12 protein-coding genes and 1 pseudogene are annotated in these 15,880 nt (G+C 59.7%); 12 read left to right on the forward strand and 1 reads right to left on the reverse strand.

The genetic code is table 11. The features are described from left to right. Positions 1–112: 112 nt before the first annotated feature. From KFE19_10850 to KFE19_10900, 11 genes and pseudogenes are all read left to right on the forward strand, one after another. Positions 113–1,702, forward strand: a complete 1,590-nt coding sequence (locus KFE19_10850) for a PucR family transcriptional regulator ligand-binding domain-containing protein (protein QUO36912.1) — start codon at positions 113–115, stop codon at positions 1,700–1,702. Between the two features lie 166 nt (positions 1,703–1,868). Further along, positions 1,869–3,179: a cytosine permease gene (locus KFE19_10855; GenBank protein ID QUO36913.1), complete on the forward strand. Its 1,311-nt coding sequence runs from the start codon at positions 1,869–1,871 to the stop codon at positions 3,177–3,179. A 61-nt stretch (positions 3,180–3,240) separates the two neighbouring features. Then, complete coding sequence (locus KFE19_10860; protein ID QUO36914.1) at positions 3,241–4,350, forward strand: DUF917 family protein; 1,110 nt, start codon at positions 3,241–3,243, stop codon at positions 4,348–4,350. A gap of 35 nt (positions 4,351–4,385) precedes the next feature. Then, on the forward strand, positions 4,386–5,834 hold the full coding sequence (locus tag KFE19_10865; protein QUO36915.1) for an aminoacyl-histidine dipeptidase: 1,449 nt from the start codon (positions 4,386–4,388) through the stop codon (positions 5,832–5,834). A gap of 173 nt (positions 5,835–6,007) precedes the next feature. Further along, positions 6,008–7,759 carry an indolepyruvate ferredoxin oxidoreductase subunit alpha gene (gene iorA, locus KFE19_10870; GenBank protein ID QUO36916.1) on the forward strand — a complete coding sequence of 584 codons (1,752 nt, stop codon included), beginning with the start codon at positions 6,008–6,010 and terminating at the stop codon, positions 7,757–7,759. A 2-nt stretch (positions 7,760–7,761) separates the two neighbouring features. Next, positions 7,762–8,337 carry an indolepyruvate oxidoreductase subunit beta gene (locus KFE19_10875; GenBank protein QUO36917.1) on the forward strand — a complete coding sequence of 192 codons (576 nt, stop codon included), beginning with the start codon at positions 7,762–7,764 and terminating at the stop codon, positions 8,335–8,337. Between the two features lie 12 nt (positions 8,338–8,349). Continuing rightward, on the forward strand, positions 8,350–9,684 hold the full coding sequence (locus KFE19_10880; GenBank protein QUO36918.1) for a butyryl-CoA:acetate CoA-transferase: 1,335 nt from the start codon (positions 8,350–8,352) through the stop codon (positions 9,682–9,684). A 39-nt stretch (positions 9,685–9,723) separates the two neighbouring features. Beyond that, entirely contained in the window at positions 9,724–10,908 is a 1,185-nt protein-coding gene (locus KFE19_10885; protein ID QUO36919.1) for a pyridoxal phosphate-dependent aminotransferase, read from the forward strand. Between the two features lie 15 nt (positions 10,909–10,923). Beyond that, the gene (gdhA, locus tag KFE19_10890; GenBank protein ID QUO36920.1) at positions 10,924–12,273 is read left to right on the forward strand and encodes an NADP-specific glutamate dehydrogenase; all 1,350 of its coding nucleotides are present in this window, start codon (positions 10,924–10,926) and stop codon (positions 12,271–12,273) included. Between the two features lie 789 nt (positions 12,274–13,062). Next, positions 13,063–13,344, forward strand: a pseudogene (locus tag KFE19_10895) (MATE family efflux transporter). A gap of 16 nt (positions 13,345–13,360) precedes the next feature. Next, positions 13,361–14,332, forward strand: a complete 972-nt coding sequence (locus KFE19_10900) for a polysaccharide biosynthesis C-terminal domain-containing protein (protein QUO36921.1) — start codon at positions 13,361–13,363, stop codon at positions 14,330–14,332. A gap of 234 nt (positions 14,333–14,566) precedes the next feature. Here the strand turns inward: KFE19_10900 and KFE19_10905 are convergent, their stop codons facing one another. Next, positions 14,567–15,214, reverse strand: a complete 648-nt coding sequence (locus KFE19_10905) for a TetR/AcrR family transcriptional regulator C-terminal domain-containing protein (protein ID QUO36922.1) — start codon at positions 15,212–15,214, stop codon at positions 14,567–14,569. A 278-nt stretch (positions 15,215–15,492) separates the two neighbouring features. Here KFE19_10905 and KFE19_10910 point away from each other — a divergent pair, with 278 nt between their 5' ends. After that, positions 15,493–15,846 carry a hypothetical protein gene (locus tag KFE19_10910; protein QUO36923.1) on the forward strand — a complete coding sequence of 118 codons (354 nt, stop codon included), beginning with the start codon at positions 15,493–15,495 and terminating at the stop codon, positions 15,844–15,846. The last annotated feature ends 34 nt before the right edge of the window (positions 15,847–15,880 follow it).

A 15,880-nucleotide genomic window follows, 5' to 3' on the forward strand; every position in this document is an offset into this window, starting at 1 on the left:
AAAGCGGAGTGAAGTCAAAGGTCAAAAACGGTTGCAAAGGCGCAGGCAATTTTATATAGTGTTGAATAGGAATTTATACTGGGATGATCATAAAGGACAGGGGGCGACAGATATGACCGTGGGCGATGTGATGAAACTGCCCTGCATGGTAGGGGCTGAAGTCGTGGCCGGTCGAGACGGACTGGGTCATCCGGTGGAGTCGGTGAACGTGCTGGAGTACGGCTGGCCCACGGAGCTTTTGAATCACTTCTTTCGTTCCAATACATTTGACGGCAACGAACTGCTGATCTCCGCCCTGGCCTCTATTGCCGGTGATGTGGATGCCCAGTGTGAAAACGTCCGCCGCTACCATGCCGTGGGCTCAGTGGGACTGGTGCTGTATTATGTAGGTATCATCGTCCCGGAGATCGACCAGCGGCTGATGGACCTGTGTAACGAGCTGGGATTTCCGCTGATTTGTATGCCCCGGGGTCAGAGTAGCCTGCGGTATAGTGAGGTCATTCGCGAGGTGCTGTTTGAGGTTTACCGGGAGCAGCAGCGGGAACAGTTTTTCGTCAGCACCCTGCTGGATCGAATCTCCGGCCTGCCAGCCCAGCAGCGCAGCATGGAGACGCTATTGCAGATGCTCAGCGAGCATCTGCGGGTGTCCGTGATCCTGACGGAACGGCGCCAGGTACTCAATACCGCCGTTTTCTGGCCCCGGTCTCTGAGTCCAGTCATCACTGACCAGCTGCCCGTCTGGCTGAAAGAACTGGGCGGCAGCAACCAGATCCGGGTTCCTCTAGGTGACGGCGAGGGCTATCTCCAAAGCTGTCCCTATCTGTCCGGGGATTCCGACAATCTGCGGCTGTTTATTCTCAAATACCGCGAGCCCTTATCGGAGGACATGCTCTGGCAGGCCAGCGAATGTGTGCGGCTGTTTATTCATATCTGGAACAAAAACCATGGGAAATTTGTGATCTCCGAACTGGTTCGCGCCATTATCAATGACGAGCCAGTCCACAAACAGCAGTTGGCCCAGATGTTTCGGGTACGAATCGAGGATCTGAACCAGATGTGGCTGTTCATTCCCCGCCAGGAACAGACAGAACATGACGAACAGCTGCTGCGCAGTTGTACCGATTACTTTTCCGCGTTCTCCGATCCTGTGTTGGTCAGCTATTACGAGGATACACTGGTGGTGTTTACTCGTGCTCTCCGGAACGGCAAACAGGATGAGGGAGAACTGTTTGGATCTCCAGAGCGGCTGGACTGTGTTCTCCGGAGATACGAAATCATCTGCTGCGATTGTCTTGACAACAGCACGGACGCCCGCCAAGCGTATCTGGTCAGCATGGCGCACTGGCGGGCCGCCAGGAAAACCTACCCCAGAGCCAAGGTGTTAAGGACAGAGGATGTGATGTTTGCTAAGCTGTGTCAGGAAATTATGTCTAGCCGAGAGAATTTGGATCAATACCTGAAAATCATCTCCAGCCTGCGCAGCGCCAACGCAGAACTGATTCCCACATTGACCGTCTATCTGCTGGATGCCGGTTCCAGCATGGCGGAGACTGCCCGCTTGCTGTACGTTCATCTGAATACGGTGAAGTACCGGTTACGGCAGGTACAGGAGCTGACCGGCTTTTCTCCTACCCAGCTGCCGGGAGCGTATTCCCTGTACATTGGCGCTGCAATCAACCGGATCTCCGGTGAGGAAACTTAAAACAACAGTTTCTCCTGGGCCCGCTTGTCCTGTTCGGATAAGCGGGCCTGTTCTTTTTTTGTCTCAGCGGACAATTACAAAGAGCACAAGTTGCTTTACAATATTCCTATAAGATTTGTGCAAATCACACAGCGATTAATGACGACTTTATGGGAGGGAAGAAGAAATGGCAAAGAAAACAATCGAGGCCTCCGGACTCGGTCAGGTCCGGCCGGAAGATCGCAAAAGCTGGCTCAGCATTGCCTTTATCTGGGCGGGTTCTGTGTGCTGTGTTCCCGCGCTGATGGTGGGCGCCGGTATCACCATGGGCCTGACCTTCGGTCAGGCGGCCCTGGCCATGTGCATTGGATACGGGATATGTGTGCTTTTGATGATCCTGATGAGTATTCTCTCTGCCGACAAGGGAATCCCGACAGTGGTGGCAGCCTCTGGCGCTTTCGGAAAAATTGGATCGGGCTATGTGGTTTCCTTCATCATCGCGTTCTGCTTTATCTGCTGGTTCGGATTCCAGGCGGTCATCTGCGGTGAGGCTTTCGCTGCCATTCTCAATACTTATGGCATTCCTCTTCCGGGGGTGGCCTCTACCATTTTGTGGGGCCTGGTCATGTGCATCACCGCCGTGGTGGGTATCAACTGGATCAAGATTTTGAACCTGGTGTCGGTACCGGCGCTGATTCTGATTCTGGTATATGCCATGATCGTAGTGTTTCAGGATCCGGAGTCGGTGGCCGCCATTTCCAACTATGCCCCTGCAGCCAACGCCCCCATGGTGGTCGCCGTTGGCACAGCGGTGGGCGGTTTTGCCACCGGCAGTGTACTCTCCGGAGATGTGACCCGTTACTGCAAGAGCCGCCGGGATGTCATCCTCTCCAGTATCATTGGTGTCATTCCCATGGGCGTAGGCACTATGCTGGCTGGCGGAGTGCTGGCGATTCATTCCGGCGCGGTGGGTATGGATACCAGCAGCATTGTCAATATGCTCTCCAGCATCGGCTCTCCTGTCCTGGGACTGCTGGTACTGGTGTTGGCTACATGGACGACCAATGTTTCAAATGCCTACTCCGCCGGCTTTGCCCTTCTGAGCCTGACCCAGGCCAAGGATGAAAAGCGAGCCTTCTTCACCTTGTTGGCCGGTGTGCTGGGCACGCTGTTGGCGGTACTGGGCATCACTAATTACTTCAACAGCTTCCTCAATGTCCTGGCTGCGTTTATTCCCCCAGTGGCTGGTGTGGTCATTGTGGATTACTTTATCATCAGCAAGGCCGACCCTGAGGCCTGGAAACCCACGGCCGGAGTGAATCTTGCGGGTATCCTGTCCTGGCTGGTGGGCTCTGTAGTAGCGCTGGCTTTTCCGACGGTGCTGGTGCCAACGGTCAATGGAATTGTGGTGGCCTGTATCCTGTACCTGATTCTGTTCCCTCTGCTGGGCAAAAAAGCATCGGAAGAACCAGCCGATAATAAGACGGACCCCGTATGAAAATAGGCCCCACAACAAAGAAGCAACTGCTTTCAACAGATTATATTAAGGAGGAGTCACCATGAGAAAGCTGCACAAACAGGACATTATTGAGATTTTGTACGGAGCCACCCTGCTGGGCGCCGGCGGCGGCGGGTCGTTGTCCCAGGGCCTGGGCATGCTGGACGGTCTTGAGGCCTCCGGTGAGGTCATCGAGCTGGACCTGCTGGACCTCAGCGAGATCGGCGACAACGAGTACGCCGCCATGGTGGCTGGCTTGGGCTCCCCCGTGGCCATGCTGGATCCCGATATGCCCATGTTCGGCCCCGATGCCGTCCACGCCTATCGCGCGTTCCAGAAGGCATTCCGGGCGGAGGGCAAGGAGTGCAAGTACCTGTACTCCGGTGAGATGGGCGGCTTCAACACCTTCACCCCCATGCTGGTGGCCATCCTGTCCGACAAGGACCCCGCCAAGCGCATCAAGTTCCTGGACGTGGACAGCAACGGCCGCGCCGTGCCGGAGCTGAACACCACCCTCAACGCCTATTACGGCCATCCCCCCAAGCCCATGGGCCTTGGCAGCCTTTACGGCGACGAGATCATCGTGGACCCCATCAACGACCACTCCGGCGAGCAGATCGCCCGGCAGATGTGCATGCTCTATAAAATGCGCATCGGCTTTGCCACCTGGGGCATGAACAAGGCAGAGATGGAGGAGGCTCTGGACATCGGCTGCGTCACCAAGGCCCAGAACATCGGCAAGGCCATCCTGGCAGCCCGGGAGAAGGGCACTGACGTCATGGAGGAACTGAAAAAGGCCATGGAGGTCCGGGAATTCTGCCGGGGCACCATTGAAAAGCTGGACATCAAGGCCGAGGGCGGCTTCGATTTCGGTACCACCGTGGTCAAGGGCGACGACGGCCACCTCTATTACATCGACTTCAAGAACGAGAACCTGATCCTGCGGGACGAGGCCGGCAAGACCTGCCTGACCGCGCCGGAGGGCATCGGCCTGCTGGATCTGGACACGCTGACGCCGCTGACCAACGCCGATACCAAGGTCGGCATGCGTCTGCTGGTCACCATGACGCCCGCCCATCCCAACTGGTGGGATGAGGGCCACAAGGCCTATACCTGCTGGCTGCCGGAGCTGGAGCGTGTGGGCATGAAGGGCGATCAGGTCCGCTACTGAGTCGGCGACAATCGTGCTGATAAGGAGGAAATCCTATGGGCGTATTGGATCAGCTGGAACCCAAGGCGGTATTCAGCTATTTTGAAACCATCTGCGGTATCCCCCACGGCTCCGGAAACACCGGCCCCATCGCCGACTATCTGGTGAAGTTTGCTCAGGACCGGGGCCTTGGTTGGTACCGCGACGAGGCCAACAACGTGGTGCTGACCAAACCCGCCAGCCTGGGCTACGAAGCAGCGGACACGGTGATTTTGCAGGCCCACACGGACATGGTGTGCGAGAAAGCCCCCGGCGTGGAGTTTGATTTCACCAAGGACGCCATTCGGCCCATCGTGGAGGGCGACACCCTCCGGGCCGACGGCACCACCCTGGGCGCCGACGACGGCATCTCCGTGGCCATGATCCTGGCCCTGCTGGACGATCCGGAGCTGAAGCATCCCAAGATCGAGGCCCTGCTGACCACCGACGAGGAGATCGGCATGCTGGGCGCCTTCGCTTTCGACTGTGCCCACATCACCGGCCACAAGCTCATCAACCTGGACTCGGAGTATGAGGGCGTGCTGATGTGCAGCTGCGCCGGCGGCGCCAACGCCTATTCCACCATCCCCGTTCAGCGGGAAAATACTGCGCTCCAGCTGGTGGAAGTGGCGATTTCCGGCCTGGCCAGCGGCCACTCCGGCGTGGAGATCCACAAGGGTCGGGCCAATGCCAATGTGCTGATGGGCCGCCTGCTGGGTGCGCTGGGAGAGAAACTGTCCTATCAGCTGGTAAAGCTGGAGGGCGGCTCCCGGGAGACCGCCATCGCGGCCACCGCAACGGCGGTGATTGGCGTGGCGGCAGACAGCGGGGAGGCGGCAGCGAAAATTGCAGACAGCTGCGGCACTGTGTTTGCCAAGGAGTACGCCGCCACGGAGCCGGGCCTGACCGTGACCGCCAAGGTGCTGAACTCTGAGACGGTCAGTGCCCTGACGGCGGAGAGCACCGCTCTGGTGACCCGGGTGCTGCAGGCCCTGCCCGACGGCGTTCAGGCCATGAGCATGGATATGCCCGGTCTGGTGCAGACCTCTTTGAACTTCGGCATTTTGCAGCTGCGGGAGGCGGAGCTTTACTGCGCCAACACGGTCCGCAGTTCCATGACCACCCAGAAGCTGTGGATCCTGGACAAGGTCCGCTCCATCGCGGCTCTGGCCGGTGGTACCACGGAGGTCACCGGCAGCTATCCCGGCTGGTCCTACAATCCCAACTCCGTGGTGAAGGACACGATCCTGTCGGTCTACAAGGACCTCTTCGGCAAGGAGGCCACGGTGGACGCTGTCCACGCCGGCATCGAGTGCGGTCTCTTCGCCGACAGCATTCCCAATCTGGACTGCGTGTCCATCGGCCCGGAGATGGCCGATGTCCACACGCCCAGAGAACATCTGAGCATTTCCTCCACCGCCCGGACCTACGCGCTGCTGCGCGAAGTCCTGGCCCGGAGCAAATGACCGGCAATCAAATACGCGGCATACGGATGCCTCTGTGACTGTTTGGGCAGTCGCGGAACGTCCCCTGTTTTCCAAAACACTGCCCTTCGGTCGGAAAACCGAAGGGCAGTGTTCTTTTGCCCTTTAAAGCAGACGCCTTTCAAATCATCCAGAGGAAAGAAGGAGAGAACGGCATGGAAAAGCACCTGTTATCCGGCAACGAAGCCATTGCCCGGGGCGCCTGGGAGGCAGGCGTCCGGGTGTGTTCGGCCTATCCCGGCACCCCCAGCACAGAGATTTTTGAAGCACTGCCCCAGTATGCGGGCGACCTTTACTGTGAGTGGGCGCCCAACGAGAAGGTGGCTGCGGAGGTGGCTTACGGCGCTGCCATCTCCGGCGTGCGCAGCCTCTGCGCCATGAAGCACGTGGGCGTGAACGTGGCGGCTGATCCCCTGTTCACCGCCGCTTACAACGGTGTGGCCGGCGGTTTTGTGGTCATCACCGCCGACGACCCCAGTATGCACTCCTCCCAAAACGAGCAGGATAACCGGCATTACGCCAGAGCTGCCCGGATGGCCCTGGTGGAGCCCTCGGATTCCCAGGAATGCATCGACTTTTTAAAAGAGGCATACCGGATCTCGGAGCGGTTCGATATGCCGGTCCTGTTCCGTACCACCACCCGGATCTCTCACTCCAAGAGCCTGACGGTCCTTGGGGATCGGGAATCGGTGCCTGCGGTGGCCTATACCCGGAACGCCGCCAAAAATGTCAGTTCTCCGGCCAATGCCTACCGGAATCATCCCAAAGTGGAGCGAAACCTGATGGAACTGGAGCGCTACGGAAATACCAGTCCCCTCAACAAAGTGGAGCGGCGGGGGAGGAAGCTGGGCGTGATTACGGCTTCCGCCGCTTACCAATATGCCAAGGATGCCTTCCCGGAGGACACCTCCTTTTTGAAACTGGGATTGACCTATCCGCTGCCCATGGATCTAATCCGGGAGTTTGCCTCCTGGGTGGAGACCCTGTACGTCATTGAAGAACTGGAACCCTTCATGGAAGAGCAGATCAAAGCCGCTGGAATTCCTTGCACAGGCAAGGACCTGACGGGCCGGCTTTATGAGCTGAACCCGCAGCTGCTGCGCCAGCGGATCCTCGGCGAGAAGCCGAAGACTGTGGAGCTGCCGGTGCAGGCGGTGTCCCGTCCGCCCACGCTGTGTCCGGGCTGCCCCCATCGGGGATTCTTCTACACCATGTCCAAGGGAAAGGATTTCGTCGTCAGCGGGGATATCGGCTGCTACACACTGGGCGCCTCCGCTCCCCTGAGCGCCATGGATACCTGCGTGTGCATGGGCGGCGGCTTCTCCGTGGCCATGGGGCTCGCCAGGGGCTTCGAGGCGGCCGGCGCATCCAAAAAGGTCGTTGGCGTCATGGGCGACTCCACATTCTTCCACAGCGGCATGACCGGCGCGGTGGAGATCCTCTACAACAAGGGCAGCGTGATCCCGGTGGTGCTGGACAACCACATCACCGGCATGACCGGTCATCAGGACAACCCCGGCAGCGGCTATACGCTCCAGGGAGAGGCGGCCGCCGCCATCCGGATCGAGGATGTGCTGCGGGCCTACGGCTACCAGAACATCATCATCGTGGATCCCCAGGACCTCAGCGCCATGCAGAAGGCGGTGGACGACGCCCTGGCCTCCGAGACGCCGGCGGCGATCATTGCCCGGCGGCCCTGCCTGCTGATTAAGCGTGAGCATCACGACATCGGATTGTGCCGGGTGGACACCAACAAATGTATCGGCTGTAAGAAATGCCTGAAAGTGGGCTGTCCTGCGGTCATGATGAAAGACGGCAGATCCTTTATTGATCCCACCCAGTGCGTGGGCTGCACCGTCTGCGCCCAGGTCTGTCCTGTGGGCGCCATCACAAGAAAGGAGCTGTGATCATGGAGCGAAAAAGCGCGTTGCTGGTGGGCGTAGGCGGCCAAGGAGCCATTCTGGCGGCCAAGATCCTGGTGGCGGGTCTCATGGAGGCCGGGTATGATGTGAAAATGAGCGAGGTCCACGGCATGAGCCAACGGGGCGGCAGCGTCTCCACCCAGGTCCACTGGGGGGAAAAAGTCTACTCTCCGGTGATCGGCCCCGGCGCGGCGGATGTGATGGTGGCCTTTGAAAAGATGGAGGCGGTCCGCTACGCGGAATTCCTCAAGCCCGAGGGCGTGGCGGTCATCAACGACTACGAGATCCCATCCTCTACCGTGGCGGCCGGACTGGCGGAATATCCCCAGGGCTGCCTGGAGGCCATGAAGAGCCATTTCCGCTGTTTGACCCTCAACGCCGGGGGCATCGCCCTGGAGCTGGGAAATGCCAAGTGCATGAACGTGGTGTTGTTCGGGGCTATGACCCGTGCCCTGGGAATGGACAATATCGACTGGGAGGCCGTCATCCGCAGGACAGTGCCCGCCGCTTCCCTGGAGCTGAACCTGCGGGCGTACCGTGCCGGCCGGGAGGCCGTGGCGTAAAGGAGGAAATGCGTGAATCTCCATCAGGAATACCAGACAAAGCTGCGGACGCCGGAGGAGGCGGTGAAGGCCGTCAAAAGCGGGGACTGGGTGGACTACACCACCAACGTCTGCTTCCCGCCCCTGCTGGACGCCGCCCTGGCAGAGCGCCGGGACGAGCTGACAGACGTGAAGGTGCGGGGAAACCTCCTGTTCGGGCCGCTTCAGATCGTGGAGTGCGACCCCACAAGAGAGCATTTCTGCTACAACTCCTGGCACTGCTCTGCCTATGAGCGCAAGCTCTCTGATCGAGGCCTTTGCAGCTACATCCCCATGATCTTCCGAAATGTGGTGCCCTACTACCGCCATTTTCTCACGGTGAACGTGGCCATGATGTGCGTGCCGCCCATGGACAAGCACGGATACTTCAACCTCTCCTGCGCCACCGGCGTGGCCCGGGGGATCCTGGACAAGGCCGATATCGTGATCCTGGAGGTCAACGAGCACCTACCTTACATCTACGGCGGCTTCGACGAGTCCATTCACCTCTCGGAGGTGGACTACATCGTGGAGGGTCCCCATGATCCCCTGCCGGAGTTCCCGGTGGCGGAGGCCACAGAGGAGGACCGCCGCATCGCGGAGCTGCTGGTGCCCTATGTCCGGGACGGGGCGGCCTTGCAGCTGGGCATCGGGTCCATGCCCAACGTGGTGGGGTCATTGCTGGCCCAATCCGACGTGAAGGATCTGACCATGCACACGGAGCTGTGCGGCGATGCCTACTTCCGGCTGTATGAAGCCGGAAAGCTGACCAATGCCCGCTGCGCCCTTCATCCACGAAAGGGCCTCACCGGCATCGTGTTCGGGTCACGGGCGCTGTACGACTGGGTGGACCGGAACCCGGCCGTGACGGCGGCGCCCCTGGAGTACATCAACGCCCCGGCCACCATCGCGCAGCTGGAGAACATGGTGTCCATCAACAGCTGCATTTCCGCCGACCTCTACGGCCAGGTCTGCGCCGAGAGCGCGGGGCTGCGGCACATCAGCGGCACCGGCGGCCAGCTGGACTACCTGACCGGCGCGGCGGACGCCAAGGGGGGCAAGGCCTTCATCTGCATGACGTCCTCCTTTGTGGACAAGGCGGGGGTCCGCCGCTCCCGCATCCTGCCCCACTTTGAAGGCGACATCGTCACAGACCCCCGGAGCCAGGCCTATTATATCGTCACCGAGTTCGGCGCCGTCAATCTGGCGGGCCGGTCCACCTGGGAGCGGGCGGAGCTGCTGATCTCCATCGCCCACCCGGACTTCCGGGAGGAGCTGATCGCCGCGGCGGAGCGGCAGAAGATCTGGCGCCGGTCCAACCGGCGCTGACCGACACATTCTGAAAATTTGGAAAGGGGACTTTCGCCTATGATCGCGCAAGAGATGTATCAGCTGGGAGCCAGCCGCTCCTGCATCCGGGAGCTGTTTGAGTACGGCCTCCGCCAGGCGGCGGTGGTGGGAAAGGAGAACGTCTATGACTTCTCCCTGGGCAATCCCTCCATCCCCGCGCCGGAGGAGGTGCGGCAGGCCTTTTCTTCCCTCATCGCCCGGGAGGACAGCCTCGGCGTCCACGGCTACACCCCCGCCCCCGGCAGCATGGAGGCCCGCTCCGCCGTGGCGGCGGACCTGAATGCGCGCTTCCAGGCGGACATCCGGCCGGAGAACCTGTTTCTCACCTGCGGCGCCGCCCCGGCCCTGATCTCCGTGATCCGGGCGCTGGCGGTGGAGGGGGCGGAGATCATGGCCATCGCCCCCTTCTTCCCGGAGTACCGGCCCTTTGCGGAGAGCAACGGGGCGAAATTCGTGGTGGTGCCCGCCGACAGGTCGACCTTCCAGATCCCGGTGGCGGAGGTGGAGCGGCGCCTGACGCCCCACACCCAGGCCATCATCGTCAACTCCCCCAACAACCCCTCCGGCGCCGTCTACTCCCGGGAGAACCTGCTGGCCTTGGGAGAGGCGCTGACCCGCAAGGGCGCGGAGTACGGCCACCCCATCTACATCATTGCCGACGAGCCCTACCGGGAGCTGGTGTACGACGGGGCGGAGGTGCCTTTCATCCCCAACCTGTATCCCAACACCATCGTCTGCTACTCCTGGTCCAAATCCCTGTCCCTGCCCGGCGAGCGCATCGGGTACGTCTGCGTGCCGGACCAGGCGGCGGACAGCAAGGATCTCTACGCCGCCGTGGCCGGTGCCGCCCGGGCTTTGGGCCATGTGTGCGCGCCCTCCATGCAGCAGCTGGTGGCGGGGCTGTGCGCGGCGGTGCGGCCGGACCTGGCGGCCTACGACGAGAACCGCAAGACTCTGTACGACGCCCTGACCGGTTACGGCTACCGGTGCGTGCGGCCTCAGGGCGCCTTCTACCTGTTCGTCCAGGCCCCCGGCGGCGACGCCCAGGCCTTCTCGGACCGGGCCAAGGAGAAGAACCTCCTGATCGTCCCCGGCGGCGACTTCGGCTGCCCGGACTATTTCCGGGCCAGCACCTGCGTCAGTCACGACATGATCCTGAAAAGTCTGCCTGTTTTTAAAGAATTGATACAAGCATACAGATGAAGGAGGATTATAAATATGAACGCATATCTTGCCAGTGTGATTGAGAACGTTAAGACCAAGCATGCGGGCGAGCCTGAATTTGTCCAGACCGTGGAGGAGGTCTTTTCCTCCCTGGAGCCTGTGATCGAAAAGCATCCGGAGTATGAGAAGGCCGACCTTCTGAACCGGATGGTGGAGCCGGAGCGGATGTTCACCTTCCGCGTGGTGTGGATGGCCGACGACGGCTCCTGGCATACCAATATCGGCTACCGCTGCCAGTTCAACGGCGCCATCGGCCCCTACAAGGGCGGCCTGCGGTTCCAGAAGAACGTATACCCCGGCATCATCAAGTTCCTGGGCTTTGAGCAGATCTTCAAGAACTCCCTGACCGGCCTGCCCATCGGCGGCGGCAAGGGCGGCTCTGACTTCGACCCCGCCGGCAAGTCCGACGCCGAGGTCATGCGCTTCTGCCAGAGCTACATGCAGGCGCTCTATCGCTATATCGGGCCCGACGTGGACGTGCCCGCCGGCGACATGGGCGTGGGTGCCCGGGAGATCGGATATCTTTACGGCGAGTACCGGCGCCTGAAGGGCAGCTTTGAAAACGGCGTCCTCACCGGCAAGGGGTTCTCCTACGGCGGCAGCCTGATCCGCCCGGAGGCCACGGGCTTCGGCGCGGTGTACTATCTGGAGAACGTCCTCAAGCACGAGGGCGAGGATATCAAGGGCAAGACCATCGCCTGCGCGGGCTTCGGCAACGTGACCTGGGGCATCTGCAAGAAGGCCACGGAGCTGGGCGCCAAGGTGGTCACCCTCTCCGGCCCCGACGGCTACATCTACGATCCCGACGGCGTGGCGACGCAGGAGAAGATCGACTATCTGGTGGAGATGCGCGGCAGCGGCCGGAACCTGGTGAAGGACTACGCGGACAAGTTCGGCGTGGAGTTCCACCCGGGCGAGAAGCCCTGGGGCGTGAAGGTGGATATCTGCATGCCCTCCGCCATGCAGAATGACGTCCATATGGAACACGCCCAGAAGATTGCCCAGGCCGGCGTGAAGTATTACATCGAGGTGGCCAACATGCCCACCACCAACGACGCGCTGAAGTTCCTGATGGACCAGCCCGGCGTCATCGTGGCGCCCAGCAAGGCCGTCAACGCCGGCGGCGTGGCGACCTCCGCCCTGGAGATGGCCCAGAACAGCGAGCGGCTGGTGTGGACCGCCGAGGAAGTCGACAAGCAGCTCAAGCAGATCATGAACACCATCTATCAGATGAGCGTGGACGCCGCCGAGAAATACGGCCTGGGCTATAACCTGGTGGCCGGCGCCAACATCGCGGGCTTCCAGAGAGTGGCCGACGCCATGATGGCCCAGGGCATCTTCTGATCGGGATGAAAACAGATGGAATCCTGGTTGTTTACAGCAAAGCAAAAGATACCAATGGTATCACCCCTAAATGCTTCCGGAAATTTTTTGTTATGATTCGTTTTATTGATACATTTCCCCACCACGCGGTGCAGCAGGGGCCGTGCATGGAAAATTGCCTGAACCGAAAACAGCTCTTGACATTCTCCCAATAGCAAGCTGCGATCACGACAGCAAGATTGCTTTTTGTGGAAAGAGTCCCCGGCTCCGCCTGATGAGCGGAGCTGGGGACTTGACCAATGCGATGACCAATATCCGGATATCAGCGGGGGGACACAGCGGACAACGACCTCTTGCCTGTTATGAAAAAACGGAGCAAACCCTGCCGGAAAGGGCCTGATGGCAGATATTTGATGTCCAAACGGATCTTCACACGCAGCAGGCCGCTGGCTTGAGTACGGTAGTCTCCGTCAAAAAATTCCTGATTTTGAAAAATGCATACTTTTGCTTTGCTTTTCAGAGAAATAGATGTTCTGGCAGTCTTTCTCCCCGAGAAGTATCTTCCGGGCCGTCGCGCCCCTCCCTTCCTCGTGCTTGACTGAGCAAAAATAAACTGCTATAATTTATATCGCGTTGGGAACGCTTCGTTTGGTACATTATCGCTAACAAGTGTATGCTTGTTGGCGATTTTTCTTTTTGTGTCGATCCTGTGCAAGGAGGAATGCTGCAGTGAGCCAGACAACGTCCGCTCATAACGAGATTTTACAAGGTCCCATCTTATCCCCGCTGATCCGGTTTGCTCTGCCCCTGATGCTCTCGCTGCTGCTCCAGGCGCTTTACGGAGCCGTGGATCTTGCCGTAGTGGGAAAATTCTCCTCCACGGCCAGCACTGCGGCTGTGGCCACCGGCAGCCAGATGATGCAGTCCGTCACGTCTTTGGTCACCGGTTTGACCATGGGCGTGACCATTCTGGTGGGAAAGGCTGTGGGAGCTGGTGATTTCCAGCAGGCAGGGCGGATCGCCGCCGGACAGATCAAACTTTTTTCGGCAGCGGCAATCCTTCTGACCGGGCTGGTTACTGTTTTTGCGCCTCTTAGCTGGCCGATGGATGAACGTCCCTGCCAACGCCTTGGAGCAGACGATCGCCTATATCCGCATCTGCGCCGGGGGTATGGTGTTTATCACGGCCTACAATGGCATCAGCGGCATCTTCCGCGGACTGGGCAACTCCAAAAGCCCTCTGCTGTTCGTCCTGATCGCCTGCATCGTCAATGTGTTCCTGGACCTTCTTCTGGTGGGCGTTTTCCATATGGATGCCGCCGGTGCCGCGCTGGCCACAGTGGCCGCCCAGGCATGCAGCGTCCTGTTCTCCGCTCTCTATATCCGGCGCCGTCCGCTCCCCTTTGTCCTCACCCGGGAGAGCTTTCGTGCCCGCGGCTGCGTTCTGCGGATCGCCGCCCTGGGCGCGCCGATCGCCCTGCAGGATTTTCTGGTAAACATCTCCTTTTTGATGATCACCAGCATCGTCAACCGCCTGGGCGTGGCAGAGTCTGCCGGCATCGGCATTTCAGAGAAGCTTTTCGTATTCCTCTCCATCATCCCCATGGCGTTCATGTCTGCCCTTTCCACTTTTGTGGCCCAAAACATGGGGGCCGGGCAGCCTGAGCGTGCCAGAAAATCCCTGCTGATTGCCCGCCGCATCTCTGTGGTATTTGGTGCTGGCATCTTTCTGCTCACCTTCTTCGGCGGAGGCCTGCTGGCTGCAATCTTTGAAAACGACCCAGCCGTCATTGCCGCCACCGCTGCCTATCTCAGAGGCAGCTCCCTGGAATATCTGCTCACTCCCGCCATCTTCTGTACGCTGGGGTACTTCAATGGTATGGAACGCACACCGTTCGTTATGATCCAGGGCCTGGCCTCCGCTTTTCTGGTGCGGGTTCCCCTATCCTATCTTCTCAGCCTGATGCCCGGTGCAGATATGCTGGTCATCAGTCTGGCAGTCCCAATCTCCGCCGTGGTGAATCTGCTGGCCTGCCTGATCTACGACCGGCATCTGCGCCGCAGCCTCTCCCCTTGCTGATCGCATCAAAAACGAAAGTGCACGCCATTTGTTATGCAGCATGTCGGGCTGCTTGGCAAATGGCGTGCAATTCATTTTCGGGATACGATTGCGGGTCCTCGGTGCGGGAAGCCCCTTGGGCCGGGGAGCTGCGCGCACGAGCCGCATGGGCACAGCTTGTCTGATGCCGAGGAACGCCGCAAATCACAGATCCGCAAAAGCAGACCAATTGCTAAGGGCGCCTGTTTGGCTTTTTTACTCTTTTATATCTCCATCATCGCCTTGCTGCGCCGGCAAATCCGCATCTCCGATAAAGCCGTTTCCGGCGGTGCAGATCCACTCGGGGTGGTGCTGCAGGACCTGCAGGCCATAGATGTGGCTTTGCAGAAAGCTGTTGATCCTGCTGACCATTTTCTCCGGCGTATCAGGAAAGAGGTCCAGCAGCCAAGCCTCTATAATGCCGCCCAGCGCGCTCACAAAGAGCGGGATGCCATCCGGATCCAGGTCGAGCTCCAGCCGCTGGGCCATTTTTTTCAGTTCCTTGCTGAAAATCCCCTCCAGGTCGGCCCCGAAAAAGCGCTTGAGCGCGTCGTGGCCTGAGGAGCGCAGGGCGCACAGGCACACGGCCTTGTTTTCCTGCAGATAGTGGAACAGCTGCAGCAGCCCCTCCTGCCAGAGGAGCGCGCCCTCCTGCTGCTGCAGAAGAGAGAGGGCCTCCTCCTGAAACATCCATCGCACCAGGGCATAGATATCCTCAAAATGATAATAAAAGGCGCGGCGCTGCATGCCGCACGCCTCTGTGAGCTCCTGAATGGTGATCTGCTCCAGGGGCTTTTTTGCCATCTTCTCCTTGAGTGCGGCGGCCAGATTTCGTTTTGTACGCTCCGAGGCGCTGTTTGCCATCGTTTTCACCTCAGACAGAACCGGGATTTTGTGGCTAGTATAACAAGTCTTGAAAAAAAGCGCAAGCCTCCGGCCGTTTTTAAAAGACGCGGCTTTTCTGCGGCAGATATGCCGAAGTGTGAAAAATGACACAGTTTCTCCCCTTTGTGTATTGAGGAGTCCTGCCGGTTTCTCTATCTTTTGTGATGTGCCTGCGGGCTTCGGCGGGAGAGGTATGAGATCGGAACAAAAATCGGGTGTGTGCGCAACGCGCGTATATATCGGCGGAGGCGAACGTAATGTTCAGAAAATACCATGTAACCCTCCACAGTCAGATGGGGCCCAAGAAGGGAGCCCTGATGCTGAAGGAGGACCGTGGAGCGATTACAGGAACGCTCTGCCTCCTCTCTCGCGAGCTTCCCGTCAGCGGCAGCCGCGCGCCGGACGGGCGGCTGTATCTGGACCATCAGGTGGTAACGGCCGTCAGCACCTATCCCTGCCGGTCCGTTTTGAGGGATACGGGGGAACCCTTGTCGGGAGAACTCCGGATGGATCCTTCAAAGGCCCCCTGGAGTGGAGGAAAACCGCAGCCAGAAGTGATCATGACCTGGAGCGGAGAGCAATTTGAAGAAACGGAGGCGGAGAGCCATTGAACCCGGAAAAGGAGCGCAGGTCGCTCATTGAATC

The sequence above is a fragment of the Dysosmobacter sp. Marseille-Q4140 genome, from assembly GCA_018228705.1.
GTDB lineage: Bacteria > Bacillota > Clostridia > Oscillospirales > Oscillospiraceae > Oscillibacter.